Genomic DNA, 24,709 nt, shown 5'->3' on the forward strand with positions numbered 1-24,709 from the left:
GGGCATGGACCACTGGCCGGTCGACCCCGCCGGCGGCATACGATCTGGGCATGACGACGGACACGGCCTCGGCACCGGCCCCGCTGCCCCTGCTCGTGCTCGGCCAGGGCGCCGACCTGCACACCGAGCGCGGCGTCGAGTGTCCGGGCGACCTGCCCGCCGCCTCCGACCCGGGCCTCGTCGAACGCGCTCGGGCGGCCAAGGCCGCTCTCGGGGACCAGGTGTTCGTGCTCGGTCACCACTACCAGCGCGACGAGGTCATCGAGTTCGCGGATGTCACCGGAGACTCCTTCAAGCTCGCGAGAGATGCGGCCGCACGCCCCGACGCGCCCTACATCGTCTTCTGTGGCGTGCACTTCATGGCCGAGTCGGCCGACATCCTCACCGGGGACGACCAGACGGTGATCCTCCCGGACCTCGCAGCCGGCTGCTCCATGGCCGACATGGCGGCGATCGCCCAGGTCGAGGACTGCTGGGAGCAGCTGCGGGCGGCGGGCGTCGCGGACCAGACGATCCCCGTCACGTACATGAACAGCTCCGCCGCCATCAAGGCCTTCACGGGGCGCCACGGCGGCACGATCTGCACGTCGTCCAACGCGCGGACCGCCCTCGACTGGGCGTTCGAGCAGGTCGGCGGGCTCGGGCTGGACGGCAGCGGCACCGGCAAGGTCCTCTTCCTTCCGGACCAGCACCTCGGCCGCAACACCGCCGTTCGCGAGCTCGGGCTCTCACTGGACGACTGCGTCGTGTGGGACCCGCACCGTCCGAACGGTGGCCTGACCGCCGACCAGCTCACGAGCGCCCGGATGATCCTCTGGCGGGGCCACTGCTCCGTGCACGGGCGCTTCTCGGTCGACGCGGTGGAGACTGCTCGACGCGAGATCGCGGACGTCAAGGTGATCGTGCACCCCGAGTGCCGCTACGAGGTCGTGGAGCTGGCCGACGAGGTCGGGTCGACCGAGAAGATCATCCAGACGATCGCGGCAGCGCCGGACGGCACGTCGTGGGTCGTGGGCACCGAGCTCAACCTCGTGCGACGTCTGGCGAAGCAGTTCCCGGCCCAGCGGATCGCCTTCCTCGAGAAGAACGTCTGCTACTGCTCGACGATGAACCGCATCGACCTGCCGCACCTCGTCTGGGCGCTCGAGTCGCTCGTCGAGGGGCGCGTGGTCAACCCGATCCGCGTCGACCCACAGGTGCAGGCCGAGGCTCGGGCCGCGCTCGACCGGATGCTCGCCCTGCCCGGCACGACCCACAAGGACTGAGGGCCCCCGTGCCGGGCGCCCCTGGCGACCTCGACCGGGTCGCGGTGATCTCCGACGTCCACGGCAATCTCACGGCGCTCGAGGCGGTGCTGGCGGACATCGAACGCCGCGGCATCGAGCGCGTCTTCAACCTCGGTGACGTCGTCGGCAAGGGCCCGCGTGGTTCTGAGTGCATTCGCCTGACGCAGGAGCGCTGCGCCGTCACCGTTCGCGGCAACTGGGACGCGTTCATCGCCCGCGACACCGTCCAGCCCTGGGAGCACGCACAGTGGGTCCGCGACGGGCTGTCACCGTCCGAGCTGACCTGGCTCGGGGCGCTGCCGAACGTCCATGAGCTCGTGCTCAGCGGACAGCCGATCCGGCTCTTCCATGCCTCGCCCGTCAGCGAGTTCACCCGCGTCTTCACGCCGACGGAGGAGGCGGAGTTCCGCGCGTTCGTCGCCCAGACCGACTTCACCGGCGACGGCCCCGTGCCGACCATCGTCGGGTATGGCGACATCCACGGCGCCTACCTGGCCGTCGACTACGGCATCACCGTCTTCAATGCCGGGTCGGTGGGCAACGCCCTGGACGCCCCCGGCGCGCCGTACGTCATCCTCGAGGGCGAGCCCGACGACCCGGACGAACCGGATCCCGGGGCGGCGCCTGGTCACGTGACGATCGGGTTCGTGCGGGTGCCCTACGACGTCGAGGCGGAGATCGCCGTTGCCGCCGAGCTCGGTATGCCGGGGGTGGAGGCATACGCCCTCGAGCTGCGTGAGCAGCTGTACCGCGGGTCGTCGCTGCCCGTCACCTGAGGAGCCCCCTGCTGGTCAGGTATGCCGTGGGTGAGCCGGGGCTCGCTGCTCGAGTGGCCGGTCAGCGGGGCAGCGCACCCAGACGCGCCAGGAGCACGGCCTCGGCGGTACACACCTTCGCGAACTCGCCGAGGTGTAGCGACTCGTTCGCCCCGTGGGCCCGGGTGTCGGGGTCCTCGACCCCGGTGACGAGGATCGCGGCGTTCGGGAAACGCTCGGCGAACGACGCGACGAAGGGGATCGACCCACCGACGCCGATGTCGACCGGGTCGGCGCCCCACGCGTCGGCGAAGGCGGCGCGCGCCTGGTCATAGACGGGGCCGTCGGCATCGGCGGAGAACCCGCTGCCGTGCTCGTCGAGCGCGACCTCGACCCTGGCGCCCCACGGCGCGTGCTGTTCGAGATGGCCCTTGAGCAGCTGGAAGGCCTGGGCCGGGTCCGCATCCGGCGGGATGCGCATCGACACCTTCGCCGACGCGGCAGCGACCAGGGTGTTCGACGCCGTCTCGACGGACGGGGCGTTGATCCCGATCGTCGTGATGGCGGGCTTGGTCCAGATGCGGCTGAGGATCGAACCTGAGCCGATCACGTCGACGCCGTCCAGGAGCCCGGACTCCGCACGCAGCCGGGCCTCGTCGTAGTCGAGGTCAGCGGCCTCCGTCGGCTCGAAGCCCGCGACCGCGACGTTGCCCGCGTCGTCGTGCATCGTGGCCAGGAGCCGCACGAGGGCCATGATCGCGTCGGGTGCGGCGCCACCGAACATGCCGGAGTGCACGGAGTGGTCCAGCGTCCGCACGGTGACGACCACACGCACCATGCCGCGCAGTGTCGTGGTGAGGGCGGGGGTGCCGATGTCCCAGTTCGTCGAGTCGGCCAGCACGATCGCGTCGGCCTCGAGCTTGTGGCCATGCCGTTCGAGGATCGTCTCGAGCGAGTCCGAGCCGATCTCCTCCTCACCCTCGACGAAGACCGTGACGCCGACGGGGAGGTTGCCGGCGTGGGCGCGCAGTGCGGCCACATGAGCCATGACGCCGGCCTTGTCGTCGGCCGCGCCGCGCCCGTAGAGCCGGCCGTCGCGCTCCGTCGGCTCGAAGGGCTTGCTGGTCCAGTCCGCGTCGTCTCCCGGCGGTTGGACGTCGTGGTGCGCGTAGAGCGTGACCGTCGGTGCGCCCTCTGGGCCATCGATGTGCCCGATCACGGCGGGGCGGCCCCCTTCATGCACGATCTCGACGTCGAGACCCTCCGCGCGCAGGAGGGCGGCGACCGCCTCTGCGCTCTCCTCGACGTGCTGCTGCGGGAACGACCCGAGCGAGACGCTCGGGATGCGGGTCAGCGCCTCGAGGTCGGCCTGGACCTGCGGCATCAGCTGGTCCACGCGGTCGCGGATGGACTGGATCTGGTCGGGAGCGAGCACGTCTTCGGTCACCCGCCGACTCTATCCAGCCGCCCGTCATCCGGCTGAAGGCCGGTGTCGGCTCGCTGTCGGCTTGGTGTCGACTCCTGGCGGTAGGTTCTGCAGGGCATGGGAGAGAACGCGTTCGTGGCAGGTCAGCAGCCCTGGCTGGAGCGGCTGGGCAACCTGCGCAACGTCGTCCGGCAGGAGCTCGTGAGCCGACAGCTCGACCGGCACCTTCGTTCGGGGCGACTTCAGGTGCTCGACGTCGGCGCGGGCCAGGGCACTCAGGCCCTCCGGCTCGCCGCCCGCGACCACGTTGTCACCGCGGTCGAGCCCGACCCCCGGATGCGCGGCGAGTTCGAGCGGGCCGCCGCCGCGCTGACCGAGGAGCAGCGCGCCCGCGTGACTCTCCTCGCCGCCGACCTGACCGGGCTCGCGACCGTGGCGCGCCCGACGGCATACGACGTCGTCATGTGCCACGGCGTGCTCATGTACCTCCCCGAGAGCGCAGCCGCGATCAGGGCTCTCGCGCGCCACGTGGTGCCGGGAGGCGTCGTCTCCGTCGTTGCGCGCAACGGCGACGCCATGGCCTGGCGACCTGCCGCGCGACACGACTGGGCAGGCGCCAGCTTGATGCTGGAGGAGATCGCGCAGGCGGCAGCCGAGGGCCGGGATGCGCGCTACCGCAACGAGATCGGCGTCGACGCTCGCGCCGACACGCTCACCTCGCTCGAATCTGCCTGCGCCGCAGCCGGTCTCACCATGGAAGCGTGGTACGGCATTCGTGTCGCGACCGACGACGTCGCCGTCGACACCCCGGCCCCGGGCGAGCCGGAGCTGTCGGCGCTCCTCGACGTCGAGGACCGCCTCGGCGCAACCGAGCCATATCGCCGCCTCGGCACCCTCCTGCACGTCATCGCCCGGCCCCGTCCCCGCTGACAGCCGCCGCAGGACGGGCGAGTGGTGCTTGACTCGGATCATGGACCCGGTCGACGAGGCCTTCATCGCGGTTCCGCGGGCGCGCTTCCTGCCCCGAGGAGCGCGCTGGCGCGCCGGCCACGACGGTCCGATCCACATCGGCCACGGCCAGACCAACTCCCAGCCCCGCACCGTGGCCGACATGCTCAGGCTGCTGGACGTGCAGCCGGGCCATCGGGTGCTGGATGTCGGCTCGGGCTCGGGGTGGACGACCGCCCTGCTTGCCCACCTCACCGGCCCCGACGGCGAGGTGGTCGGGGTCGAGCTCGAGCCGGACCTGGTCAGCTGGGGCGCGTCCAACCTCGCCGGATGCGGTATGCCGTGGGCCACGATCCACGAGGCCGCGCCGGACGTCCTCGGCGACCCCGAGCACGCACCGTTCGACCGGGTGCTCGTGTCAGCCGAGGCGACCTCGCTACCGCAGCCGCTGGTCGACCAGCTGGCCGACCCCGGCCGGATGGTCGTGCCGATCCAGAGCCGGATGACGCTCGTGGAGCTCGACCGGGCCGAGCTGACGACGAGCACGCACGGTCTCTACCGCTTCGTCCCGTTGCGGCAGAGGCGGGAGTGACGGTCGTGGCGCTGGCCACGAGTGCCCGATGGGGCACCGAACGGGTGTGGATTCGGGCGGATTCAGGCCCAGGGGCCCGCGCGGCTTAGAGTGTCCCCGTGTTCGGACGCAAAAAGACCCTCAACGACGAGCTCGCACCCCAGGTCGAGACGCAGCCCGACCGATCCGGCGCCAAGGGTCGGCCGACGCCCAAGCGGCGCGACCAGGAGGCGCTGAACAAGCGTCCGCTCATCGTGACCGACCGCAAGGCCGCTCGTTCCACCGACAAGACGGCCCGCCGCGAGGCGATGGCCAAGCAGCGTGCCGGCATGATGACCGGCGACGAGCGCTACCTGCCCGTGCGGGACAAGGGACCCCGCCGTCGCTTCATCCGCGACAGTGTCGATGCTCGGTGGAACATCGGCGAGTTCATGCTCCCGATCATGCTGATCGTGCTGCTGCTCAGCTTCGTGAAGACCAGCTGGGCCCTGCTCGCGGTGTTCGTCCTCGTCTACGGCCTGATCCTCGTCGCGATCGGCGACGCCATGCTCATGTGGCGGCGGATCCGCAGGCGCGTCGAGGACAAGTTCGGCCACGCGGAGAAGGGCGACGCGTGGTACGCCATCATGCGCGCGTTCCAGATGCGCCGCACCCGGATGCCCAAGCCTCAGGTCGCGCGCGGCGAGAGTCCCCGCTGACCAACGGCGGTTCGGCGCGCGTCGCGCCTGGACCGACGAGCAAAGCGAGCCAGACAGCTCAGAGCAGGTCGGCGAAGGCGAGCGGCTGCCGCGTGACGGCATAGGTCGCGAAGTACAGCTTCTCGACCGACCCATCGGATGCACGGACCACCTCGAGCACCTCGCCGCGCTCGCGCCCGGCGACGGCGCGGTACCGGTCCGGGCCGTCAGCGGCATACCGCGTCTCGGAGAGCGGTTCGTCCTCGCTGAGGCGCGACCAGAGCTCGCCGCCGCGCACGAAGAAGGTCAGCGGCGACCCTTCGGACCACCACAGCCCGAGCAGCTCGTCGAGCTCGGCGTGGGCCGACTCGGGAACCCACGCCGAGGCCAGCGTCGGTTCGGCCTCGAGGACCGACTCGACGAGGTCGGTCGCGAGTGTCAACGGCAGCGCGCCTGAGGTCGTGTTGGCGAAGACGACTGCCGCGAGTCCCTCCTTGCGGCGCACTCGCAGGCCGGCGAGGTAGCCGGGCATGGCGCCGCCGTGCCCGACATAGACGCGGTCGCCGCGGCGGCCCATGCCGAAGCCGAGGCCATATGCCCCGCTCCAGCCGTCGACATCGGTCATGATCAGCGGCCGGCACATCTCCTCGACTGTCTCCGGGCGCACGACCCGGTCGTCGGGGTCGGCGACGTATGCGGCGTACCTGGCCAGGTCGGCCACCGTGGACCAGAGGCCGCCGAGCGGCGCCGTCGCATTCAGCGTGAAGAGCGGCTCCTCGCGGGCGGTCCCCGCGTAGGGGTCGATCTGGTAGCCGAGGGCGCGGTCGTCAGCCGGCTCGAGGCCGGTGCGGGTCATCCCCAGTGGCTCGAGGATCCGCGCCCGCACGACGTCCTCCCAGTCCTGCCCGGTGACCTGCTCGATCACCTGGCCCAGCAGCCCGTAGGCGAGGTTGGAGTAGTGGAACGCGTGGTGCGCGGGAAGGACCTGCTCGGCCTCCTCGACGCCGTCGAGGAACGCAGCACGGTCAGGGGCTTCGAGACTCTCCCAGATGTTGCCCACCGGCTCGCGCTGCAGGCCCGAGGCATGAGCCAGCATCTGCCGCACCGGCACCTGAGCGTGCCTGGTGCCGGGCAGGAACGTCCCCAGCTGGTCGTCGAGGCTCAGGCGGCCCTCGTCACGCAAGGACATCACGGCCAGGGCCGTGAAGGTCTTGGTGACCGAGCCGATCATGAACTGGGTGTCGTCGTCGGCCGCGACCGGCGCCTCGCCGAGACGAGCCGAGCCGACGTGTGCCGACCACACGAGCCGGCCGTCCCGCACCACTCCGGCGCTGACCCCTGGCGACCGCCACTCCTTCTGTGCGGCGACCACCTGACGGAGCAGCGAGCGCTCCAGCCCGTCGGAGAGCGACTCCGAAGCGGCCGCGGCGTCCACGGCGCTCATTCGGCTGCTCGCAGGCTCATCGGGCCGTAGACGACGGCGTCGTTCTGGCGGAGCGTGACCGCCTCGACACCTGCAGCGAGCAGCTCACGCCACGACTCGCCGAGATAGCTCTCGGCATCGCTCTGGGTCGGGAAGCCGCTCGTGGCCAGGCCCTCTCCGGCCATGCTGTTGCCGTGGGCGTCGAGATACAGCCAGGTCCAGTCACCGCTCATGGCGTCACCCTAGTTGGCGCGTCCACCCTGGCCGCATGGGGCGTGTTTGACGGGCCCCGCACGGGCGTGCCACGGTTCGCAGTACCGAAGGGCGACGGGGCAAGCCGGTGAGAATCCGGCGCTGACCCGCAACCGTGATGCCGCTCGAACGAGGCCCTGCCTCGCCAGGCGACCAGCCGGAAAACCCGCGCCCTTACCGGCTCCTTTGTCAGTCTGTCGTGGAATGCGGACCGGAGTCACCCTGCCGGGCCGACCCGATGGTCGAGGTCCGACACGGTGTCCGACCGCGAGGAGGTAACCGTGTCCCCTGTTCGTCGTGGCCCGCTCCGGGTCGTCCTTGCCCTGCTCGTCGCAGCCTTCCTGGGCGCGCTCACTGTCGCGCCCGCCCAGGCTGCGGCCTACCGGTTCTGGGGCTTCTACCAGCTCGAGAACGGCGCGTGGGTGTTCGCCCAGAAGGGTCCCGACCAGACCGTCCCCGCCGACGGGTCCGTCGACGGCTGGCGGTATGCCGTCGGTGACGAGAGCTCGAGCCGCTTCCCCCGCGCGGTCATGACCTTCGAGCAGGTGTGTGGCTCGACGGCGCCGCAGGCCGGCAGCAAGCGGGTCGCGGTCGTCGTCGACTTCGGGCGCCCTGCCGACTCCGAGAACGGCGCGACCCCACCCGAGCCGAAGGCCGTCTGCGCCGTCGTCCCGGAGAAGGGGACGAGCACCGATGTGCTCAAGGCCGCGGGCGAGCTGCGGGTCGAGAAGGGACTCATCTGCTCGGTCGCCGGCTACCCGGCCGCGGGCTGCGGCGGCGAGGTCAAGGAGGTCAGCGCCGAGGCGAAGGCCCCTGACACGGCGGTCGCCATCGCTGCACCGGCCGCCAGCACGTCAGCCACACCGTCGACGACCGCTCCCGCCGACGCGGCCGCCCAGCCGACGTCGAGCAGCAGCGGAGGGTCGACGGCGGCATACGTCATCGTCGGCTTGGCCCTCCTCGCCCTTATCGGCTACCTCGTCTACCGGGCGCGCTCTCGCGCCGGCAGCGACGCCTGAGGAGGAGGACCGGCCTTCGATGCAGCTCCGTCCGCGACTCCAGCACCCCGCAGCCTGGTGGCTGTGGGGGCTGGGGCTCGCGACAGCTGCGTCCCGCACGACGAACCCGGTCCTGCTCCTGCTCGTCATCGGGGTGTGCGTGCTCGTCGTGAGCGAGCGCCGCGACCCGGCGACTCCGAACGTGCTCCTGGCGTTCCTCGTCGTCGGGGTGACCGTCGTCGCCTTCCGTGTCGTCATGACGGCCGTGCTGGGCAACGGCATCCGTGGCGACACACCGCTGTTCACGATCCCGCAGGTGCCGCTGCCCGACTGGGCCTCGACCATCCGCATCGGCGGTGAGGTCACGCTCGAGTCGCTGCTGTATGCCGCATACGACGCCCTTCGGCTCGCGGCGATCCTCGCGTGCCTCGGTGCAGCCAACGCTCTGGCGAGCCCGCGACGCCTCCTGCGCTACCTGCCTGCCACGCTCTACGACGTGGGCACGGCGGTCGTCGTCGGGCTCACGTTCGCGCCCCAGCTGGTGACGGACGCCCGTAACGTCCGTGCCGCCCGCACGCTGCGTGGCCGGGACGGCCGCGGGCTGCGCGAGCTGGCGCGCCTCGCCGTGCCGGTGCTCGAGACGGCGTTCGAGCGCTCGCTGGCTCTCGCCGCGTCGATGGAGTCCCGAGGCTACGGGCGGGCCGTCACGACGACGTCCTCGAGTCGCCGGCTGGCCACCGGCCTCGCGCTGGCCGGCCTCGCGGGCGTCCTCGCCGGCCTGTACGGCCTGCTGGACTCCTCGGCGGGCGGCGTGCTCGGACTGCCCCTGCTGCTCGCCGGCGCTGCCCTGGCCGCGGCGAGCCTGCTCGTCGGCGCATCGCGCGACCACCGGTCCGGACACCGCCGCGACCGCTGGGCGTGGACCGAGACCCTGACCGTCCTGGCCGGCGCGGTCCCGGCGGCGGTGCTGGTCGTCGCCTCCGCCCAGGGCTGGCCGGGCCTCGTCCCGGGCCAGCAGGCCGAGCTCCCGGCAGTCCCGCTGCTTGCTGTCGTCGCGATCCTGGTCGCCGCGCTGCCGGCCTGGCTCACGCCCAGACCCCGTGAGGTGACCCCGTGATCGTCTTCGAACAGGTGTCCGTGCAGTATGCCGGCGCTCCGGGTCCCAGCCTTCGTGACGTCACGCTGGAGATCCCGGAAGGCGAGCTGGTGCTCGTCGTGGGCCCCACCGGCAGCGGCAAGTCGACCCTGCTGCGCACGGTGAACGGCCTCGTCCCGCATTTCAGCGGCGGCACCTTGCGTGGGCGGGTCACGGTCGACGGTCTGGACACGGCGCAGCACCGGCCGCGCGACCTGGCCACGGTCGTCGGGCTCGTCGAGCAGAACCCCTCCTCCACGTTCGTCACGGACGTGGTCGAGGACGAAGTTGCCTACGGGATGGAGACGTTGGGCCTGGACTCCACCACCATCCGGCGGCGGGTCGAGGAGACGCTCGACCTCTTCGGGCTGACCCCGCTGCGCTCGCGGCCCCTGGCCGCGCTCTCCGGCGGGCAGCAGCAGCGGGTCGCCATCGCAGCGCTCTTCGCAGCCGGCCCGCGGATCCTCGTGCTCGACGAGCCGACCTCGGCGCTCGACCCGGTCGCGGCCGAGGAGGTCCTCGCGTCCCTGCATCGCATCGTGCACGATCTCGGTGTGACGGTGGTCCTCGCCGAGCACCGGCTCGAGCGGGTGGTGCATCACGCCGACCGTGTCCTCCTCGTCGACGACGGCACGGTGTCGGCGCTGCTCGACCCGGCCGAGGCGATGAGCCGGTCCCGCATCTTCCCACCCGTCGTGGGACTCTCGCGCCTTGCCGGTTGGTCGCCCACTCCCCTGTCCATCCGTGACGCACGCCGACGAGCCGGGGCTCTGCGCGCGACTCTCGACGCGAGCCCTCCCGCAAAGACCGCGACACCCCGCCGTGCCGGTCCGCGTGACGCGATCAACGTCTCCGGTGCCCGAGTCACGCGCGCGGGCAGGGTCGTCATCGACGATCTCGACCTCGTGGTGGCGCAGGGGTCGGTCACGGCCCTGATGGGCCGCAACGGTGCCGGCAAGTCCACCCTTCTCGGAGCCCTCGCAGCACAGCACAGGCTGGCCTCAGGGCGCATCCGGCTGGGCCCTTCCGCGATGAACCCGCACGGGGTCCCCGCTCGTGAGCGGGTCCGCACCGTAGGCCTCGTGCCACAGCAGCCCGAGCTGCTCCTCTACGCTGACTCCGTCTCGGCCGAGTGTGCAGCGGCCGACGCCGACTTCGGCGCCGCTGCCGGCACGACCCGCGGGCTGCTCGACCGGATCTCGTCAGGGATCGACGGCTCCACCCACCCTCGTGACCTGTCCGAGGGCCAGCGCCTCGAGGTCGCGCTGGCCGTCATCCTGGCCGCCTCGCCCGAGGTGCTCCTGCTCGACGAGCCGACGCGCGGGCTCGACTACGGCGCCAAGAAGCGGCTGGGGGAGGTCCTCGCCGGCCTCGCGTCCGGAGGTACGGCTGTCCTCGTCGCCACCCACGACGTGGAGCTGGCGGCAGAGATCGCCGATCGCGTCGTGATCCTGGCCGACGGGGAGATCGTCACCGACGGCCCGGCTCGCGAGATCCTCTCGTCCTCACCGGCGTTCGCGCCGCAGGTGACCAAGGTGCTGCTGCCCCAGACCTGGCTGACGGTCGACGAGGTCGCCGAAGCTCTCGGGAGGACGGCATGACCGGACACCGTGTCATCCCGCTGCGCTGGCCGGCCGTTACGGCCGTCGCCATCGTCGGCGTCGTCGGCCTGGTCGCGTTCTTCTGGCCGTTCTTCGTGTCTGCCGGCTTCGCGCGCGACCACGGGAACGACGCACCGTGGCTGTTCGCCCTGCTGCTCGGCCTGCTCGTCGTGGTCTGCCTGGCCGAAGTGACTGCCGGACGCCTGGACGCGAAGACGATCGCGGTGCTCGGCGTAGCGGCAGCGGCTGGAGGCATGCTGCGCCTGCTCAGCGCCGGGACGGCCGGCCTCGAGCCGATGTTCTTCATCGTCATCGTCGCCGGGCGCGTGCTCGGTCCGGGGGTCGGCTTCGTCTCGGGTGCACTGGCCGTCACGACCGGCGCCCTGCTCACGGGCGGGGTCGGGCCCTGGCTGCCGTTCCAGATGATCTGTGCTGGAGGCATAGGCCTCGGCGCCGGGCTGCTGCCGGGGCATGCCGGGGCGCGCTCCGAGCGCTGGGTCCTTGCCGGGTACGCCCTCGTCACCGGGCTCGCCTACGGCGTCGTCATGAACCTCTGGTTCTGGCCCTTCCTCGGCGCCAACGCCCCGACCGGGATGGGCTTCGTGCCGGGAGCACCCCTGTCCGACAACCTTGCTCACTACGCGCTCTTCTACCTGTCCACGTCTCTGGCCTGGGACCTGCCCCGCGGAGTCCTCAACGCGGCCCTCGTCCTCGCAGCCGGACCGGCGCTGCTGCGGGTGTTCCGGCGGGGCGCGAGGCGGGCGGCGTTCGGGGCACCGGTAGAGTTCGCTCCCCCGCCGGTCCCGGTTGCCGTTGGCGGCAGGCCCGAGCCCGAAGCGCCTGACAGCGAGGGAGGTGCCCGGTGAGCCCCAGCCCGCGAGCAGCGACGACGACCCTGGTCACCGGCCCGGTGCGGAGCGGAAAGAGCCGGCACGCCGAAGAGCTGCTCCGCGGGTCGGCCGCGGTCACCTACGTCGCGACCGGACGGCCCGCCGACGGGTCGGACCCGGAGTGGGCGCGGCGCGTCGAGGCCCACCAGGCCCGCCGACCCGAGACGTGGCGCACGGTCGAGTCGACCGAGATCGCTGCGGTGATCGACCGTGCGACCGGACCGCTGCTCATCGACTGCCTCGGCACCTGGATGACCGCTGTCGTGGACCAGGTGGGTTGGGACGACCTCGAGAAGGGGGCTGCTGCGCTTCGCACCCGATCGGCCCAGCTGGTCGAGTCGCTGTGCTCGACTAGCCAGCCCGTCGTCGTCGTGACGAACGAGGTCGGCTGGTCGCTCGTGGCGACCACAGCATCCGGACGGCTCTTCCAGGACGAGCTGGGCCGGCTCAACGCAGCCGTGGCGGAAGTGGCCGCACGTGTCCACCTCGTCGTCGCGGGACGCGTCCTCGACCTCAGCAACGTCCCTGTCGTCGGAGCCGCCGGCATGCCCCGCTCCCCCGATGGCTGACGCCGTGTCTGCGAACGACACACCCGGCCACCAGCGCGGGCGGCTGCTCACCAACGGCTGCCGCCTGGCTTTCGGCACCTTCACGGCCCTGCCCGTGGGCCACCCCCGGCGCGTCGATGTCAGGACGTTCGGCACGGCCATGCTCCTTGCACCAGCCACCATCGGGCCGGCGCTCGCGTCCTGGGTCGCGCTCGGGCTGCTCGCGACACATGGCGTGCTGCCCGGACTCGTGGCCGGCGCGCTGGCGCTGGCAATCACGGCCCTGCTGTCACGGGCGCTCCACCTCGACGGCCTGGCCGATCTCGCGGACGGGCTGACGGCGGGCCACGACCCCGAGCGCTCGCTGGCCGTCATGCGCAAAGGCGATGTCGGTCCCGCGGGGATGGCGGTCCTCGTCCTGGTGCTCCTGCTGGACGCCGCCTGTCTCGCGGGGCTTCTCGTCGACTATGCCGGGATCACGATGGCCGGGTCGGCGCTCCTCGCGAGCCGGCTGGCTCCCGCGATCTGCGCGCGCAGCGGCATACCGGCTGCTCGACCCGAGGGTCTCGGTCAGGCGGTCGCGGGGTCGGTGTCACGCAAGGCCGTCGTGACCCAGATCGTCGTCGTCTGCCTGCTGGCCGGGGGGGTGGGATGGCTCACCGTGTCGGCGGCGAAACCGCCCGGACATCTTCGGGCGGCTGCCGCTTGCGTCGTCGTGGTGCTCGCGGGTGTCGTCGGCGCCCTCGCCATCCGCTGCCGTGCCGTGCGCCGGCTTCGCGGGATCACGGGCGACGTCATCGGGGCGGCCATGGAGATCGCCCTTGCCGTGGCCTTGGTGACGGCCACGGCCGTGAACGGCCTTTGGGGCCAGTTAGACTGAGCGCTCCCTCGACGAGAGGGTGAGCCACTCGAAGTGACCGTCAGGCCTCGCGGACCTGGACCTCCACGAAGGGCGGCTTGACCACTGTCGCCGCGACCGGCCGCCCGCGGACGTCGATCTCGACGGCGGTGCCGTCGGCCACGTCAGGTGCCAGCAGTGCCAGTGCGATCCCCTGCTTCAGCGTGGGTGAGAACGTCCCCGAAGTGACCTCGCCCACCGGCGCGCCGTCTCGGCTCACCGTGCAGTGGGCTCGCGGGATGCCGCGGCCGGTCACCAGCAGCCCACGGGACAGGCGCGCCGGTGCAGCCTTCTCGGCCTCCAGTGCGGCCTTGCCCCAGAACGTGTCCTTCTTCCACCCGACCGCCCAGCCGGCTCGCGCCTGCACTGGAGAGATCTCGAGCGAAAGGTCCTGTCCGTGAAGGGGATAGCCCATCTCAGTGCGCAGCGTGTCTCGCGCGCCGAGGCCGCACGGCATACCGTCGTAGGGCTGGACGGCATCGATGAGGGCGTCCCAGAGTGAGGGCGCGTCGTCCCACAGCGGGACCAGCTCGTAACCGCGCTCGCCGGTGTAGCCCGTCCGGCAGACGATGACCGGCCGGCCGTTCCACTCCGCCTCGACGAACGACATGTAGCCGTGACCCGCGGGCAGTCCGAGCGCCTCGAGGGTCTCGTCCGACTTGGTCCCCTGCACAGCGATGACGGCATAGTCGTGGTGCAGGTTGGTCACCTCGATGCCCTCGGGCGCTGCGGCCTGAAGGCGACGCACGACCTCCGCCGTGTTCGCGGCGTTCGGGATGAGGAAGACGTCGTCGTCTGCCTTGAGATAGACGATGAGGTCGTCGACGACGCCGCCGGACTCGTCGCAGCAGAGGGTGTACTGCGCCTGGCCCGGTTGGATCCGTCGCACGTCGTTGGTGAGGCACGCGTTGACGAAGTCAGCGGCGCCCGGCCCCTTGACCGAGGCCTTGCCCAGGTGGCTCACGTCGAAGACACCGACCCGCTCGCGCACCGCCGTGTGCTCGGCCACGACACCACCGCCCGGATACTCGATCGGCATGTCCCAGCCTCCGAAGTCCGCCATCTTGGCGCCGAGGGCGACGTGGCGGTCGTGCAGGGGCGAGGTGAGCGGGGAGGTCGTCCCCGACGTCTCTGTCGTCATGGCCGCCAACCTACCGCCACCGACACGCACGGCCGGGCTCGTTATCATCGAGCGCCGCCTACGGCAGACCGTGCCCCACGGTGACACACCATCTGCCCCTCCGGACGCGCCCACACTCGTGCGCCCGCGAGCACACGACGAAGGAGTCCGACGTGCCCAACCTGACCCTCTCCACCCGATCGGCCGCAGAGACGGCCGGCGATGCGCTCGTCGTCGCCCTCGTCTCCGGTGAGGACGGGGCGACCCTCGCGGCCGGGCACGGGCTGCCTCGCAAGACGGCATCGCACCTGAAGTCGGTCGTCGCCGACCTCGAGCTCGCCGGCAAGGTCGGCGAGGTGACGACGCTCGCCGCCGTCCCGGAGGTCGCCGCCAAGCTCGTCGTCCTTGCCGGCGTCGGCGAGCTGACGTCGAAGCCGGACTCGACGTCCCTCGAGGACGTTCGCAAGGGCGTCGGCGCGGCGGTCCGCTCGCTGAGCAAGAAGAAGAAGGCGGTCGTCGTGGTCCCGGGCAGCTCGGCCGAGCTGGTCGCCGCTGTCGCCGAGGGCTGCGCCCTGGGTGGGTATGCCGTGTCGAAGGCCGGAACGACGAGCACCGACGCTGTGGGCGCCGTCGCCATCGTCGGCCCGGCCGACGCCGCGTCGCGTCGCGCTGTCAAGCGTGCCGCCGCCCTCGGCGAGGCGGTCGCCTACGTGCGCGACCTGGTCAACCTGGCGCCCAACCTGCTCTACCCGGAGACCTTCGTCGACTCCCTGGCCGAGCGGATCAAGGGCACGAAGGTCAAGCTCAAGTCCTACGACATGAAGCAGCTGCGGGACGGTGGGTTCGGCGGCACGGTCGGCGTTGGACAGGGCTCGGCAAACGAGCCGCGGATCGCCGTGCTCAGCTACTCCCCGGCTCGCCCGAAGGCCTCGATCGCCTTCGTGGGCAAGGGCATCACGTTCGACTCGGGTGGCCTGTGCATCAAGCCCGCCACCGGCATGCTCACGATGAAGTGCGACATGGCGGGTGCGGCGGCGGTCGCCGGTGCGGTGCTGGCCGTCGCCGAGCTGGGGCTGCCCGTTGCCGTGACCGGCTACCTCGGGCTCGCCGAGAACATGCCGAGCGCTACCGCGCAGCGCCCGAGCGACGTCGTGACGATGCGCGGTGGCAAGACCGTCGAGGTCCTCAACACCGACGCCGAGGGCCGGATGGTGCTCGGCGACTGCATCGCGCTCGCGTCGGAGACCAAACCCGACGCCATCGTCGATGTCGCGACGCTGACTGGGGCCCAGGTCGTCGCCCTCGCCAACACCGCGGCCGTCATGGCCAACGACGACACCTTCCGCGGGAGGGTGCTCCAGGCCGCCGACCAGGTGGGCGAGGCCATGTGGCCGATGCCGCTGTCGAAGGACCTGCGGCCGGCGCTCGACTCGATCAACGCCGACCTTGCGCACAAGGGCGGCAGCGAGGGCGGCATGTTGACTGCCGGGATCTTCCTGAGCGAGTTCGTCGGCGAGGGCATCTTGTGGAGCCACATCGACATCGCCGGACCGGCGTTCAACGACAAGGCCCCAACGGGCTACTGGCCCAAGGGCGGTACCGGCTTCGGGGTCCGGACGCTCGTGGGCCTCGCGGAGTCCTACGCGTAATTTCGGGCTCGCTCCGCTCGCGTGTTCGTCAGACCAAGCGGAGCGAGCCAGAGTAGTTCAGCCGCCGGACTTGCGCCGGAACATCTGCTGCTGCTTGGCCGGTCCGTGTGCACCGTGGACCTTCGACCGGTCGCCGTCGTCGGAGACGTCTTTGCCGCCGTGGGCGTGCTTCTTGTCCAGGGCTGCCTTGAACTTCGCCTTCATCTCCTCGCTCGGGCCGGCGGCCGCCGCATCCTTCTTGGTCATTCGAAGTGCCTCCTCGGTGTGGTGGCGCGCCGCTCACGGCACGGTGGGACGCCTCCCACCCTGCCAACCGACCGGCATACGCGCCAGTACTTTTGCCTTGACAGAGGTTCGACAGGCCCTGGATGTATCCCGTCCGCCCCGTTCAGGCGTCTCCGCTGCGCTTGCGGGAGTTCCACTCGCGCATGCGGCTGGGATACCCAGTGTGGTTCACGTCGTAGGCGGGGATGCCGAGCTTCTGGCTGATCTCGAACGCGTCCTTCGGTGACCCGACCGCCCGACGAGTCCACTCGCCGTCCCAGGCGATGAGCACGATGGTCGTCTTCGTGACGCTCGTGGCGGGCTCCACATAGGCCTCGACACCGAGGTGCGACTCCGCGAACGAGCGTAGGTGGCTGTCCACGGCCTTGCGGTCGATGTCCATCTGGGGCCCGTCGGAGCGACCCTGGTGGTCGTCGCTCTTGCGACCTCCGCGGCGTGAGAACCAGCCCATGGCGGCACTGTACGTGCTCGACCCGTGGTCGGGCCGTCACTGCGCGGGCAGGCGTGACCTGGCTGTGACGTCGCCCTCGATCAATGACAAGATGCTGTGCAGTTCGAACCCTGAGCTACGCACCCATCCCAAAAGGAGCGCAACCATATGTCGGCTGGTGCCGCGGACGACTACGACGTCGTCATCCTCGGCGGGGGGTCCGGCGGCTACGCCTGCGCCCTCCGCTCTGCAGAGCTGGGCCTCTCGGTGGCCCTGGTCGAGAAGGGGAAGCTGGGCGGCACCTGCCTCCACGTCGGCTGCATCCCGACCAAGGCCCTGCTGCACGCGGCCGAGGTCGCCGACGTGGCACGCGAGGGCGCCCAGTTCGGCATCAAGTCCACGTTCGAGGCCGTGGACATGTCAGGGGTGCACCGCTACAAGGACGGCGTGGTCACCCGGCTGCACAAGGGCCTGCAGGGCCTGGTCAAGGCGGCCAAGATCACCTATGTCGAAGGCATCGGCGCGCTGGACGGCCCCAACACCGTGGTCGTGGGCGGCCGGAGGCTGACCGGGCGCAACGTCGTCCTCGCCACCGGGAGCTACCCGAAGTCGCTGCCCGGGCTCGAGATCGGCGGCCGCATCATGACGAGCGAGCAGGCCTTGCAGATCGACCATGTGCCTGCCCGCGTCGTGGTCCTCGGCGGTGGCGTCATCGGCGTCGAGTTCGCGTCGGTCTTCAAGAGCTTCGGCTCTGAGGTGACCGTCATCGAGGCGCTCCCCCGGCTCGTCGCCGCCGAGGACGAGGCGATCAGCAAGCAGCTCGAGCGCGCCTTCCGCAAACGCAAGATCTCTGTCAAGACGGGGGTGTCGTTCACCGGCGCCACGCAGACCGGCGACGTCGTGAGCATCTCGCTCGACTCCGGCGAGACCATCGAGGCAGATCTGCTGCTCGTCGCCGTCGGGCGCGGCCCCGTCACCGACGGGCTCGGCTTCGAGGCAGCCGGCGTCACCGTCGACCGCGGCTTCGTGCCGACGGACGAGCGGCTGCGCACCAACGTCTCCAACGTGTATGCCGTGGGTGACATCGTGCCGGGCCTTCAGCTCGCGCACCGCGGGTTCGCCCAGGGGATCTTCGTCGCCGAGGAGATCGCCGGCCTGTCCCCCGCCGTCATCGAGGAGGCCGGCATCCCGCGGGTCACCTACTGCGACCCCGAGATCGGCAGCGTCGGCCTCACGGAGGCCCAGGCGAAGGAGCAGTACGGCGAGGTCGAGACCTACGAGTACAACCTCGGCGGCAACGGCAAGTCGCAGATCCTGGCCACCCAGGGCTTCGTCAAGCTCGTGCGCCAGAAGGACGGACCTGTCGTCGGCGTCCACATGATCGGTGCCCGCATGGGCGAGCAGATCGGCGAGGCCCAGCTCATCGTCAACTGGGAGGCACACCCCGAGGACGTCGCCGGTCTCATCCACGCGCACCCGACACAGAACGAGTCGCTCGGCGAGGCACACTTGGCCTTGGCGGGCAAGCCCCTGCACGCACACGCTTGAGCCAGTCACTGGGAAGAGGAGAAAACACGTCATGTCAGATCGCGTGACCATGCCGGCCCTGGGTGAGTCCGTCACCGAGGGGACCGTCACCCGCTGGCTGAAGAACGTCGGTGACCGCGTGGAGGTGGACGAGCCGCTGCTCGAGGTCTCGACCGACAAGGTCGACACCGAGATCCCCTCACCTGTCGCGGGCACTCTGCAGGAGATCCTCGTGCAGGAGGACGACACGGTGCCCGTCGGCGCCGACCTCGCCGTGATCGGCGACGTAGCAGCAGCGCCGGGCGGGGGCGACGCGCCTGCCGCCACCGAGGCACCCGCTCCGGAGGCCGCACCCGCGCAGGAGCCGGCACCGGCCGCCGAGGCACCGAGCACCGAGCAGGAGCCGGCGCCGGCCACGAGCGAGCCCGAGGCCGCAGCCGCCGCGCCAGCCCCCGCAGCTGAGGCCCCTGCGGCAGCTGCGCAGTCGGGTGGCGGCGGCCAGACCGTGACGATGCCGGCTCTCGGCGAGTCCGTCACCGAGGGCACCGTGACTCGCTGGCTCAAGTCCGAGGGCGAGGAGGTCGCCGTCGACGAGCCGCTCCTCGAGGTCTCGACCGACAAGGTCGACACCGAGATCCCGTCCCCGTTCGCGGGCACCCTGACCAAGATCCTCGTCGGCGAGGACGAGACGGTGCCGGTGGGTGGCGACCTCGCCATCATCGGCGGTGGCGCACCGGCAGCCGCCGCTTCCGCCGCGCCGCAGGCGTCGAGCGCTCCGGCCCCGCAGGCCCCGGCTCCCGCTCCCGCCGCACCTCCCGCTCCGCCGGCACCGCCTGCGCCCGCAGCGGCTCCCGAGGCGGCGGAAGCAGCTCCCGCACCCGCCGGGCTTCCGGCCGACGCCGAGCGTCCCGCAGCGCAGCAGTCACCCGAGGGCAACGGGTCCGGGGACGCCGCCTCCCGCGACGAGGCTGCGGCATACGTCACGCCCCTCGTACGCAAGCTGGCCAGCCAGCACGGCGTCGACCTCGGGAGCATCAAGGGCACCGGCGTCGGCGGCCGGATCCGCAAGCAGGATGTCCTCGATGCTGCCGAGGCAGCCAAGGCCCCCGCAGCTCCGGCCCCGGAGCAGCCCGCGGCCCCGTCCGCCCAGGCGGCTCCGGCCGCTCCGGCGGCCGCTGCACCGTCGGCGACCGTCTCCCCCAAGCGCGGCACGCGCGAGAAGATGAGCCGGCTTCGCAAGGTCATCGCCACGCGCATGGTCGAGTCGCTGCAGGTGTCAGCGCAGCTGACGACGGTCGTCGAGGTCGACCTGACGAAGGTGGCCCGGATCCGCGACCGCTCCAAGCGGGACTTCGAGGCGCGAGAGGGCGTCAAGCTCAGCTTCCTGCCGTTCCTCGCGCTCGCCGCGACCGAGGCGCTCAAGGCGCACCCGATGGTCAACGCGAGCGTCGAGGGCGACGAGATCGTCTACCACGGCTCGGAGAACCTCTCGATCGCCGTCGACACCGACAAGGGCCTCATCGTCCCGGTCGTCAAGAACGCCGGTGACCTCAACATCGCCGGGCTCGCCCGGGCGATCGCCGATGTGGCCGAGCGCACCCGCAACAGCAAGATCACGCCCGACGACCTGGCCGGTGGCACCTTCACCATCACCAACACCGGCAGCCGGGGCGCGCTGTTCGACACCCCGATCATCAACCAGCCGCAGGTCGCGATCCTCGGCACGGGCGCGATCGTCAAGCGCCCGGTCGTCGTCACCGACCCCGACGGCGGCGAGACCATCGCGATCCGCTCGATGATGTACCTCGCACTGTCGTACGACCACCGCATCGTCGACGGCGCGGACGCTGCCCGCTTCCTGGGCACCATGAAGACCCGCCTCGAGGAGGGCCGCTTCGAGGCCTGAGCAGAGGCCTCCCAGGGTTGTGATCATGACGAAGCGCGTTGCCATCACCGGCTCGTCCGGTCTGATCGGCGACGCGCTTCGTCGTCATCTCACCGACCGAGGTGACAGCGTGCTGCGGGTCGTGCGCCGGGATGCCACGACACCTGACGAGGTCGGGTGGGACCCACAGCGCGGCCGCCTCGAAGAGAGCGCCCTGGATGGCGTCGACGCGGTGGTCAACCTGGCCGGGGTCGGGATCGGCGACCGGCGCTGGACCCCGGAGCACAAGCGCGAGGTCGAGCGCTCCCGCACCGACGCGACCGGCACGATCGCACAGGCCCTGGTCGCTCACCGTGCTCGCACCGGCCGGACGGTCCGCCTCGTCAACGCCTCGGCGGTCGGCTACTACGGCGACCGCGGCGACGAGGTCCTGACGGAGCAGAGCGAGGCAGGGCACGACTTCCTCGCCGGCCTGGTCACCCGCTGGGAGGCCGCCGCCGAGCCGGCGGTGAGCGCCGGCATACCCGTGGCCTGGGTCCGAAGCGGGCTCGTCATGTCGCGCCAGGGCGGCGCCTTCGAGCCGCTGCTGCGTCTGGCGCGTCTCGGGCTGGGCGGCCCGTTGGGGTCGGGAACGGAGTGGTGGCCATGGGTCACCCTCGTCGACGAGGTCCGGGCGATCACGCACCTGGTGGACCGGCCGGAGCTGACCGGGGCGTTCAACGTCGTGGCGCCGCAGCCGGCTCGACAGAAGGACATCGCCCGGGCCATCGGCTCAGCGCTGTCGCGTCCCGCCGTCCTGCCCGCGCCGCGGCTGGCGCTGCGCGTCGTCGTCGGAGAGTTCGCCGACTCCATCCTGGCCAGCCAGCGGGTCGAGCCGGCAGCCCTGCACAGCTCGGGCTTCGACTTCGAGCACCGCGACCTCGACACTGCGGTCAGCTGGCTCGTGCAGCGCTGATCGAGACGATCCGCCAGCCCGCTGCGCCCCACTGGAGGCGGAAGTCCAGCAGGTCGCCGCGCTCGGCCGCCCGCTGATGGCGCACGCCACCTGAGTCGACGACGACGTATGCCGCCCAGCTCACTCGGGCGCGGACGACTGCCATGCGGCCTGTCCCTGACACGAACTTCGCGTCGGCGACCTGGGACCGCAGGCCCTCCCAGTGAGTCCCCGACTCGCGCATCGACGCCACGAGCTGCTGGTCCGCGAGGGCGCTCGGCGACCCGTCGGCATGGACCGCGGCGAGCGCCACCGTGTCGCGCCGGACGAGCGCGCGGCCCCGACGGTCGCTCAGCGCCTGGAGGAGGGCGAATGGCCGGACCGACGGAGACCCGGGCGCCGACACCACCTGGTCCCCACGCCGCGCGCCCGACCTGGCCGATGGGGTGCCCAAACCGCCCACGGTGGCGGCAGCGGCCCGTGCGACCGGCCTCCCAGTTGGCACACTGCCGGGTGTCGTGGCGCCGGGCGGCACCCTCGCCGCCAGTGCCCAGCCGGCGGCGGCGACGAGCGTGAGGGCAGCAGCGGCGGCGACGCCTGAACGGGTGAGCCATTTCCACGAGCCGCGGTCTCGCGCCGCCACGGCGTCCGGACCGACGGCGTCGTGGCCGGCCGTCTCGCGCAGCCGGTGGGTCAGGGCCGCGGCCGGGTCCAGGTCGAGGACGACCTCGACCGGCTCGGGCACAGCGGCGTCGAAGAAGCGCCGCGGCAGCTCAGCCGAGGTCGGGCGGCATGCAGGATCCGGGTCGATGCAGGCGCTGATCAGCCCGGCGAGCGCTGGGCCGACGTGGCTCTCGATCACCTCCGGGTCGAGGCGCAGCGGCGTGTCGGGGGCCCCGTTGCCCGTGGCGCAGAACCAGGCGAGCGCCCCGAGGGAGTAGACATCGGTGGCCATCGAGGGCTCGTCGCCGGCGCGGATCTCCGGCGCGACGAATCCCGGCGTGCCGTGCACAAGCCCGGGCTCCGCACCGACGACGCGCGTGGAGCCAAGGTCGAGCAGGACGGGCCGGCCAGCAGGCGTGACCATGACGTTGCCTGGAGAGAGGTCGCCGTGGAGTCCGCCGGCGGAGTGGATCGCCGCGACCGCCTCACAGATGGGCGTCAGGACCGTGACGGTCTCGCCCGCGCGCAGGCGCCCGCGCGATCGCACGATGCCCGCGAGCGCCTGGCCCGGGACGAGGTCGAACACCAGGGCGGTGCGGCCGTCGTGGAGAGCGACGGCGTCGCGCAGCGGAACCAGATGCTCGTGTCGGACGGCACGGAGGACATGCTGCTCGACCCGTGCCTGCGCGAGGTCCGATGCATCCGCCCGCAGATGCGGCACCTTGACGGCGACCGGTCGACCGCCGGGACCGGTCCCGGACCACACGACGCCGCTCGCCCCTTCGCCGATCACCCGCCCGAGGGCATAGCCCGGCACCGCCAAGGGTTGCTGTCGCTCCGTCACTCGTCCATGCAAGCAGCACCGCGCCCAGCCGCGTGGGCGTCATCCACAGGCAGGGAGGGACGTCTCGGTCAGTCGGGCACCTCGCCCGGCGTCACGACGTCCACGACCCGGCAGCCGCGGGCGCTGACGCGTGCCGCGTCGATCACAGCCAGCACGTGCACCGCGTCGCGCGGGTCCACCGGCATCGTCGCCTGCGGGTCGTCGGTCGCCAGGGCCGCTGCGACCGCACGGTAGAAGTCCGCCTGGTCAGCTCCGGTCACGACCGGACCGGGCTCACGCTCGTCTCCGCGGACCACCCACCCGACCGCATCCCCCTGGTTGAAGAACTCCGTGAACGAGCTGACGTCGTCGAACTGCTTGCCGATGATGTAGGAGCCACCCGAGCCCAGCACGCGTGCGCGAGGGCCGGGAGCGCCGTTGACCGAGCTCGCCATGAGGTGGCTGACGACGCCGGAGGTGTGGTGGCACGCCAGGAACGTGTCGTCCTCCGCGACCGTGGTTCGCGAGTCGGCCTCGGCGTAGACCGCCTCGACCTCGCCGTGCAGGAGCACCGCCTGGTCGACGAGGTGCGTGTGCAGGTCGAGCAGCAGCCCGCCTCCCTCCTCCGGGCCGACCTGTTCGCGCCACCGCAGTTTCGGCACAGGCCGCCAACGGTCCCAGCGATACTCTGCGCGCCAGATCTCGCCGACGAGCTCGTCGTCCCGGACGCGGGTGAGGGCCGCCAGCTCGGGGTCGAACCGCCGGTTGTTGAAGACGGTCAGGGGCACACCGTGGTGCGCTGCGAGGTCGACGACGTCGAGTGCGCTCCTCGCGTCCACCCCCAGCGGCTTGTCGACCACGAGGGGCAGACCGGCGCCGATGACACGCTCGGCCTGCTCTGCATGAACGCCGCTCGGCGACGCGAGCACGACCACGTCGACTCCGTCGAGCGCAAGCAGCGTGTCGAGGTCGGGCACGACGACCGCATCCGGGTGTTCGGCGCGCACCTCCTCGGCACGGGTCGGGTTGGACGTCGACACGGCCGCGAGCGTGAGCCCGGCCCGAACGATCAGTGGAGCGTGGATCCCACGGCCGGCCGAGCCGTAGCCCACGAGGCCGACGCGAAGGGACGGGGCGGACGTGACGTCGGAAGGCGGCATACCGAGGTTGTATGCCGTCCGAGGCTCGCGCGCAAACGAACCGCGGCGGAGAGGGCGGCTGAGTCGGCGCAGCCTCGGACGGGTGCGGACCCGTCGCGCGGCGCGCGTACGCTGACGCCATGCGTTTCGTGCACCTCGGGCTCGACCCTGACTTCGTCGACTACGAGCAGGCGTGGCAGGTCCAGCGCGACACCCACGCGAAGGTCGTAGCCGGCGAAGAGCCCGACACCGTCTATCTGCTCGAGCACTCGGCGGTGTACACCGCCGGCAAGCGCACCGAGCCCCAGGAGCGTCCCAAGGACGGCACGCCGGTCATCGACGTCGACCGCGGCGGCAAGATCACCTGGCACGGACCGGGCCAGATCACCGGCTACCCGATCGTCCGGCTGCCGGCCCCGATCGACGTCGTCGGGTATGTCCGGACGCTCGAGGAGATGATGATCCGGGTGTGTGCGGACTTCGGGGTCGAGGCCGGCCGGGTCGAGGGCGAGAGCGGGACGTGGATCGCCGCCGACGAGCGGGGTCCGCGTCGCAAGATCGGCGCCATCGGCATCCGGGTGAGCCGTCAGGTCGCCATGCATGGCTTCGCCTTCAACTGCAACCCGGACCTGTCCTGGGGAGAGGTCATCATCCCCTGCGGCATAGTCGGCGCGGGTGTCACGTCACTGTCGTTCGAGCTGGGGCGGGACGTGCCGGTGGTCGAGGTACTCCCGCACGTCGAGAAGCACCTGTCCGACCTGGTTCCAGCTCTCCGGCCGAACGGGCGTGTCCCCGCCTGATGCATCCCGTGCCGACCGCCTAGGGTGTGCCTGACCCAGACCGAAC

General features: G+C 71.5%; 24 protein-coding genes and 1 riboswitch. Of the genes, 16 read left to right on the top strand and 8 right to left on the bottom strand.

Translation table 11 applies throughout. The annotated features are described in order from the left end of the window. Nucleotides 1-50 precede the first annotated feature (50 nt). Complete coding sequence (gene nadA / locus ACWEOW_RS03950; protein ID WP_452267848.1) at nucleotides 51-1,265, top strand: quinolinate synthase NadA; 1,215 nt, start codon at nucleotides 51-53, stop codon at nucleotides 1,263-1,265. 8 nt (nucleotides 1,266-1,273) lie between these two features. Then, nucleotides 1,274-2,062, top strand: a complete 789-nt coding sequence (locus ACWEOW_RS03955) for a metallophosphoesterase family protein (RefSeq protein ID WP_452267849.1) — start codon at nucleotides 1,274-1,276, stop codon at nucleotides 2,060-2,062. 61 nt (nucleotides 2,063-2,123) lie between these two features. On the opposite strand, the gene ACWEOW_RS03960 is transcribed toward ACWEOW_RS03955, so the two are convergent. Next, nucleotides 2,124-3,488, bottom strand: a complete 1,365-nt coding sequence (locus ACWEOW_RS03960) for a M20/M25/M40 family metallo-hydrolase (RefSeq protein ID WP_452267850.1) — start codon at nucleotides 3,486-3,488, stop codon at nucleotides 2,124-2,126. 96 nt (nucleotides 3,489-3,584) lie between these two features. On the opposite strand from ACWEOW_RS03960, the gene ACWEOW_RS03965 reads away from it, so the two are divergent. The 3 genes from ACWEOW_RS03965 (at nucleotide 3,585) to ACWEOW_RS03975 (ending at nucleotide 5,684) form a co-directional block, all read left to right on the top strand. After that, entirely contained in the window at nucleotides 3,585-4,397 is an 813-nt protein-coding gene (locus tag ACWEOW_RS03965) for a class I SAM-dependent methyltransferase (RefSeq protein WP_452267851.1), read from the top strand. Between the two features lie 40 nt (nucleotides 4,398-4,437). Continuing rightward, nucleotides 4,438-5,007, top strand: coding sequence for a protein-L-isoaspartate O-methyltransferase family protein (locus ACWEOW_RS03970; RefSeq protein WP_452267852.1), 570 nt, complete (start codon nucleotides 4,438-4,440; stop codon nucleotides 5,005-5,007). Nucleotides 5,008-5,105: 98 nt separating this feature from the next. Next, a complete protein-coding gene (locus tag ACWEOW_RS03975; RefSeq protein WP_452267853.1) occupies nucleotides 5,106-5,684 on the top strand; it encodes a DUF3043 domain-containing protein in 579 nt (192 codons plus the stop codon). Between the two features lie 58 nt (nucleotides 5,685-5,742). Here ACWEOW_RS03975 and ACWEOW_RS03980 read toward each other — a convergent pair whose 3' ends face one another. Together ACWEOW_RS03980 and ACWEOW_RS03985 are read right to left on the bottom strand one after the other, a co-directional pair. Beyond that, on the bottom strand, nucleotides 5,743-7,107 hold the full coding sequence (locus ACWEOW_RS03980; RefSeq protein ID WP_452267854.1) for a serine hydrolase domain-containing protein: 1,365 nt from the start codon (nucleotides 7,105-7,107) through the stop codon (nucleotides 5,743-5,745). Then, nucleotides 7,104-7,319, bottom strand: a complete 216-nt coding sequence (locus ACWEOW_RS03985; RefSeq protein WP_452267855.1) for a hypothetical protein — start codon at nucleotides 7,317-7,319, stop codon at nucleotides 7,104-7,106. The genes ACWEOW_RS03980 and ACWEOW_RS03985 overlap by 4 nt, the downstream gene beginning before the upstream one ends. A 47-nt stretch (nucleotides 7,320-7,366) precedes the next feature. Then, nucleotides 7,367-7,526: riboswitch (cobalamin riboswitch) on the top strand. 93 nt (nucleotides 7,527-7,619) lie between these two features. Between ACWEOW_RS03985 and ACWEOW_RS03990 the strand changes: the two genes are divergently transcribed. From ACWEOW_RS03990 to ACWEOW_RS04015, 6 genes are read left to right on the top strand one after another with little or no spacing between them, the layout of a single operon-like run. Then, the gene (locus ACWEOW_RS03990; RefSeq protein ID WP_452267856.1) at nucleotides 7,620-8,357 is read left to right on the top strand and encodes an SCO2322 family protein; all 738 of its coding nucleotides are present in this window, start codon (nucleotides 7,620-7,622) and stop codon (nucleotides 8,355-8,357) included. 19 nt (nucleotides 8,358-8,376) lie between these two features. Continuing rightward, the gene (locus ACWEOW_RS03995) at nucleotides 8,377-9,453 is read left to right on the top strand and encodes an energy-coupling factor transporter transmembrane component T (protein ID WP_452267857.1); all 1,077 of its coding nucleotides are present in this window, start codon (nucleotides 8,377-8,379) and stop codon (nucleotides 9,451-9,453) included. After that, nucleotides 9,450-11,072: an ABC transporter ATP-binding protein gene (locus tag ACWEOW_RS04000; protein WP_452267858.1), complete on the top strand. Its 1,623-nt coding sequence runs from the start codon at nucleotides 9,450-9,452 to the stop codon at nucleotides 11,070-11,072. The genes ACWEOW_RS03995 and ACWEOW_RS04000 overlap by 4 nt, the downstream gene beginning before the upstream one ends. Then, complete coding sequence (locus ACWEOW_RS04005; RefSeq protein WP_452267859.1) at nucleotides 11,069-11,938, top strand: ECF transporter S component; 870 nt, start codon at nucleotides 11,069-11,071, stop codon at nucleotides 11,936-11,938. Before ACWEOW_RS04000 ends, ACWEOW_RS04005 begins: the two co-directional genes overlap by 4 nt. Then, entirely contained in the window at nucleotides 11,935-12,531 is a 597-nt protein-coding gene (locus tag ACWEOW_RS04010; RefSeq protein WP_452267860.1) for a bifunctional adenosylcobinamide kinase/adenosylcobinamide-phosphate guanylyltransferase, read from the top strand. The genes ACWEOW_RS04005 and ACWEOW_RS04010 overlap by 4 nt, the downstream gene beginning before the upstream one ends. After that, nucleotides 12,524-13,390 (top strand): adenosylcobinamide-GDP ribazoletransferase, encoded by an 867-nt coding sequence (locus tag ACWEOW_RS04015; RefSeq protein WP_452267861.1) that lies wholly within the window; start codon nucleotides 12,524-12,526, stop codon nucleotides 13,388-13,390. The genes ACWEOW_RS04010 and ACWEOW_RS04015 overlap by 8 nt, the downstream gene beginning before the upstream one ends. Before the next feature lie 40 nt (nucleotides 13,391-13,430). Here ACWEOW_RS04015 and gcvT read toward each other — a convergent pair whose 3' ends face one another. After that, a complete protein-coding gene (gcvT, locus tag ACWEOW_RS04020; RefSeq protein ID WP_452267862.1) occupies nucleotides 13,431-14,549 on the bottom strand; it encodes a glycine cleavage system aminomethyltransferase GcvT in 1,119 nt (372 codons plus the stop codon). Between the two features lie 152 nt (nucleotides 14,550-14,701). Between gcvT and ACWEOW_RS04025 the strand changes: the two genes are divergently transcribed. Then, nucleotides 14,702-16,177, top strand: coding sequence for a leucyl aminopeptidase (locus tag ACWEOW_RS04025; RefSeq protein WP_452267863.1), 1,476 nt, complete (start codon nucleotides 14,702-14,704; stop codon nucleotides 16,175-16,177). Nucleotides 16,178-16,234: 57 nt separating this feature from the next. Here the strand turns inward: ACWEOW_RS04025 and ACWEOW_RS04030 are convergent, their stop codons facing one another. Together ACWEOW_RS04030 and ACWEOW_RS04035 are read right to left on the bottom strand one after the other, a co-directional pair. Continuing rightward, the gene (locus ACWEOW_RS04030; RefSeq protein ID WP_452267864.1) at nucleotides 16,235-16,423 is read right to left on the bottom strand and encodes a DUF5302 domain-containing protein; all 189 of its coding nucleotides are present in this window, start codon (nucleotides 16,421-16,423) and stop codon (nucleotides 16,235-16,237) included. Nucleotides 16,424-16,565: 142 nt separating this feature from the next. Further along, complete coding sequence (locus tag ACWEOW_RS04035; protein ID WP_452267865.1) at nucleotides 16,566-16,913, bottom strand: hypothetical protein; 348 nt, start codon at nucleotides 16,911-16,913, stop codon at nucleotides 16,566-16,568. A 147-nt stretch (nucleotides 16,914-17,060) separates the two neighbouring features. On the opposite strand from ACWEOW_RS04035, the gene lpdA reads away from it, so the two are divergent. The 3 genes from lpdA to ACWEOW_RS04050 are packed head-to-tail and all read left to right on the top strand — an operon-like array spanning nucleotide 17,061 to nucleotide 21,259. Then, the gene (lpdA, locus tag ACWEOW_RS04040; protein WP_452267866.1) at nucleotides 17,061-18,440 is read left to right on the top strand and encodes a dihydrolipoyl dehydrogenase; all 1,380 of its coding nucleotides are present in this window, start codon (nucleotides 17,061-17,063) and stop codon (nucleotides 18,438-18,440) included. Between the two features lie 31 nt (nucleotides 18,441-18,471). Continuing rightward, nucleotides 18,472-20,325, top strand: coding sequence for a 2-oxoglutarate dehydrogenase, E2 component, dihydrolipoamide succinyltransferase (gene sucB, locus ACWEOW_RS04045; protein WP_452267867.1), 1,854 nt, complete (start codon nucleotides 18,472-18,474; stop codon nucleotides 20,323-20,325). 25 nt (nucleotides 20,326-20,350) lie between these two features. Then, nucleotides 20,351-21,259, top strand: coding sequence for a TIGR01777 family oxidoreductase (locus ACWEOW_RS04050; protein WP_452267868.1), 909 nt, complete (start codon nucleotides 20,351-20,353; stop codon nucleotides 21,257-21,259). Here ACWEOW_RS04050 and ACWEOW_RS04055 read toward each other — a convergent pair. Continuing rightward, on the bottom strand, nucleotides 21,237-22,745 hold the full coding sequence (locus ACWEOW_RS04055) for a protein kinase domain-containing protein (RefSeq protein ID WP_452267869.1): 1,509 nt from the start codon (nucleotides 22,743-22,745) through the stop codon (nucleotides 21,237-21,239). The two genes, ACWEOW_RS04050 and ACWEOW_RS04055, sit on opposite strands and share 23 nt — an antisense overlap. 68 nt (nucleotides 22,746-22,813) lie before the next feature. After that, nucleotides 22,814-23,884 carry a Gfo/Idh/MocA family protein gene (locus ACWEOW_RS04060; RefSeq protein WP_452267870.1) on the bottom strand — a complete coding sequence of 357 codons (1,071 nt, stop codon included), beginning with the start codon at nucleotides 23,882-23,884 and terminating at the stop codon, nucleotides 22,814-22,816. Nucleotides 23,885-24,003: 119 nt separating this feature from the next. Between ACWEOW_RS04060 and lipB the strand changes: the two genes are divergently transcribed. Beyond that, nucleotides 24,004-24,663 carry a lipoyl(octanoyl) transferase LipB gene (lipB, locus tag ACWEOW_RS04065; protein WP_452267871.1) on the top strand — a complete coding sequence of 220 codons (660 nt, stop codon included), beginning with the start codon at nucleotides 24,004-24,006 and terminating at the stop codon, nucleotides 24,661-24,663. The last annotated feature ends 46 nt before the right edge of the window (nucleotides 24,664-24,709 follow it).

This window comes from Monashia sp. NPDC004114 (assembly GCF_053603855.1).

What these genes read in the sequence shown, in the direction of transcription:
- ACWEOW_RS03970 (WP_452267852.1), top strand. Translation starts at nt 4,438, where the DNA reads ATGGACCCGGTCGACGAGGCCTTCATCGCGGTTCCGCGGGCGCGCTTC.
- ACWEOW_RS04005 (WP_452267859.1), top strand. Translation starts at nt 11,069, where the DNA reads ATGACCGGACACCGTGTCATCCCGCTGCGCTGGCCGGCCGTTACGGCC.
- ACWEOW_RS03980 (WP_452267854.1), bottom strand. Translation starts at nt 7,107, where the DNA reads ATGAGCGCCGTGGACGCCGCGGCCGCTTCGGAGTCGCTCTCCGACGGG.
- ACWEOW_RS04030 (WP_452267864.1), bottom strand. Translation starts at nt 16,423, where the DNA reads ATGACCAAGAAGGATGCGGCGGCCGCCGGCCCGAGCGAGGAGATGAAG.
- gcvT (WP_452267862.1), bottom strand. Translation starts at nt 14,549, where the DNA reads ATGACGACAGAGACGTCGGGGACGACCTCCCCGCTCACCTCGCCCCTG.
- ACWEOW_RS03965 (WP_452267851.1), top strand. Translation starts at nt 3,585, where the DNA reads ATGGGAGAGAACGCGTTCGTGGCAGGTCAGCAGCCCTGGCTGGAGCGG.
- lpdA (WP_452267866.1), top strand. Translation starts at nt 17,061, where the DNA reads ATGTCGGCTGGTGCCGCGGACGACTACGACGTCGTCATCCTCGGCGGG.
- ACWEOW_RS04015 (WP_452267861.1), top strand. Translation starts at nt 12,524, where the DNA reads ATGGCTGACGCCGTGTCTGCGAACGACACACCCGGCCACCAGCGCGGG.
- nadA (WP_452267848.1), top strand. Translation starts at nt 51, where the DNA reads ATGACGACGGACACGGCCTCGGCACCGGCCCCGCTGCCCCTGCTCGTG.
- lipB (WP_452267871.1), top strand. Translation starts at nt 24,004, where the DNA reads ATGCGTTTCGTGCACCTCGGGCTCGACCCTGACTTCGTCGACTACGAG.
- ACWEOW_RS04060 (WP_452267870.1), bottom strand. Translation starts at nt 23,884, where the DNA reads ATGCCGCCTTCCGACGTCACGTCCGCCCCGTCCCTTCGCGTCGGCCTC.
- ACWEOW_RS03995 (WP_452267857.1), top strand. Translation starts at nt 8,377, where the DNA reads ATGCAGCTCCGTCCGCGACTCCAGCACCCCGCAGCCTGGTGGCTGTGG.
- sucB (WP_452267867.1), top strand. Translation starts at nt 18,472, where the DNA reads ATGTCAGATCGCGTGACCATGCCGGCCCTGGGTGAGTCCGTCACCGAG.
- ACWEOW_RS03985 (WP_452267855.1), bottom strand. Translation starts at nt 7,319, where the DNA reads ATGAGCGGTGACTGGACCTGGCTGTATCTCGACGCCCACGGCAACAGC.
- ACWEOW_RS04035 (WP_452267865.1), bottom strand. Translation starts at nt 16,913, where the DNA reads ATGGGCTGGTTCTCACGCCGCGGAGGTCGCAAGAGCGACGACCACCAG.
- ACWEOW_RS04050 (WP_452267868.1), top strand. Translation starts at nt 20,351, where the DNA reads ATGACGAAGCGCGTTGCCATCACCGGCTCGTCCGGTCTGATCGGCGAC.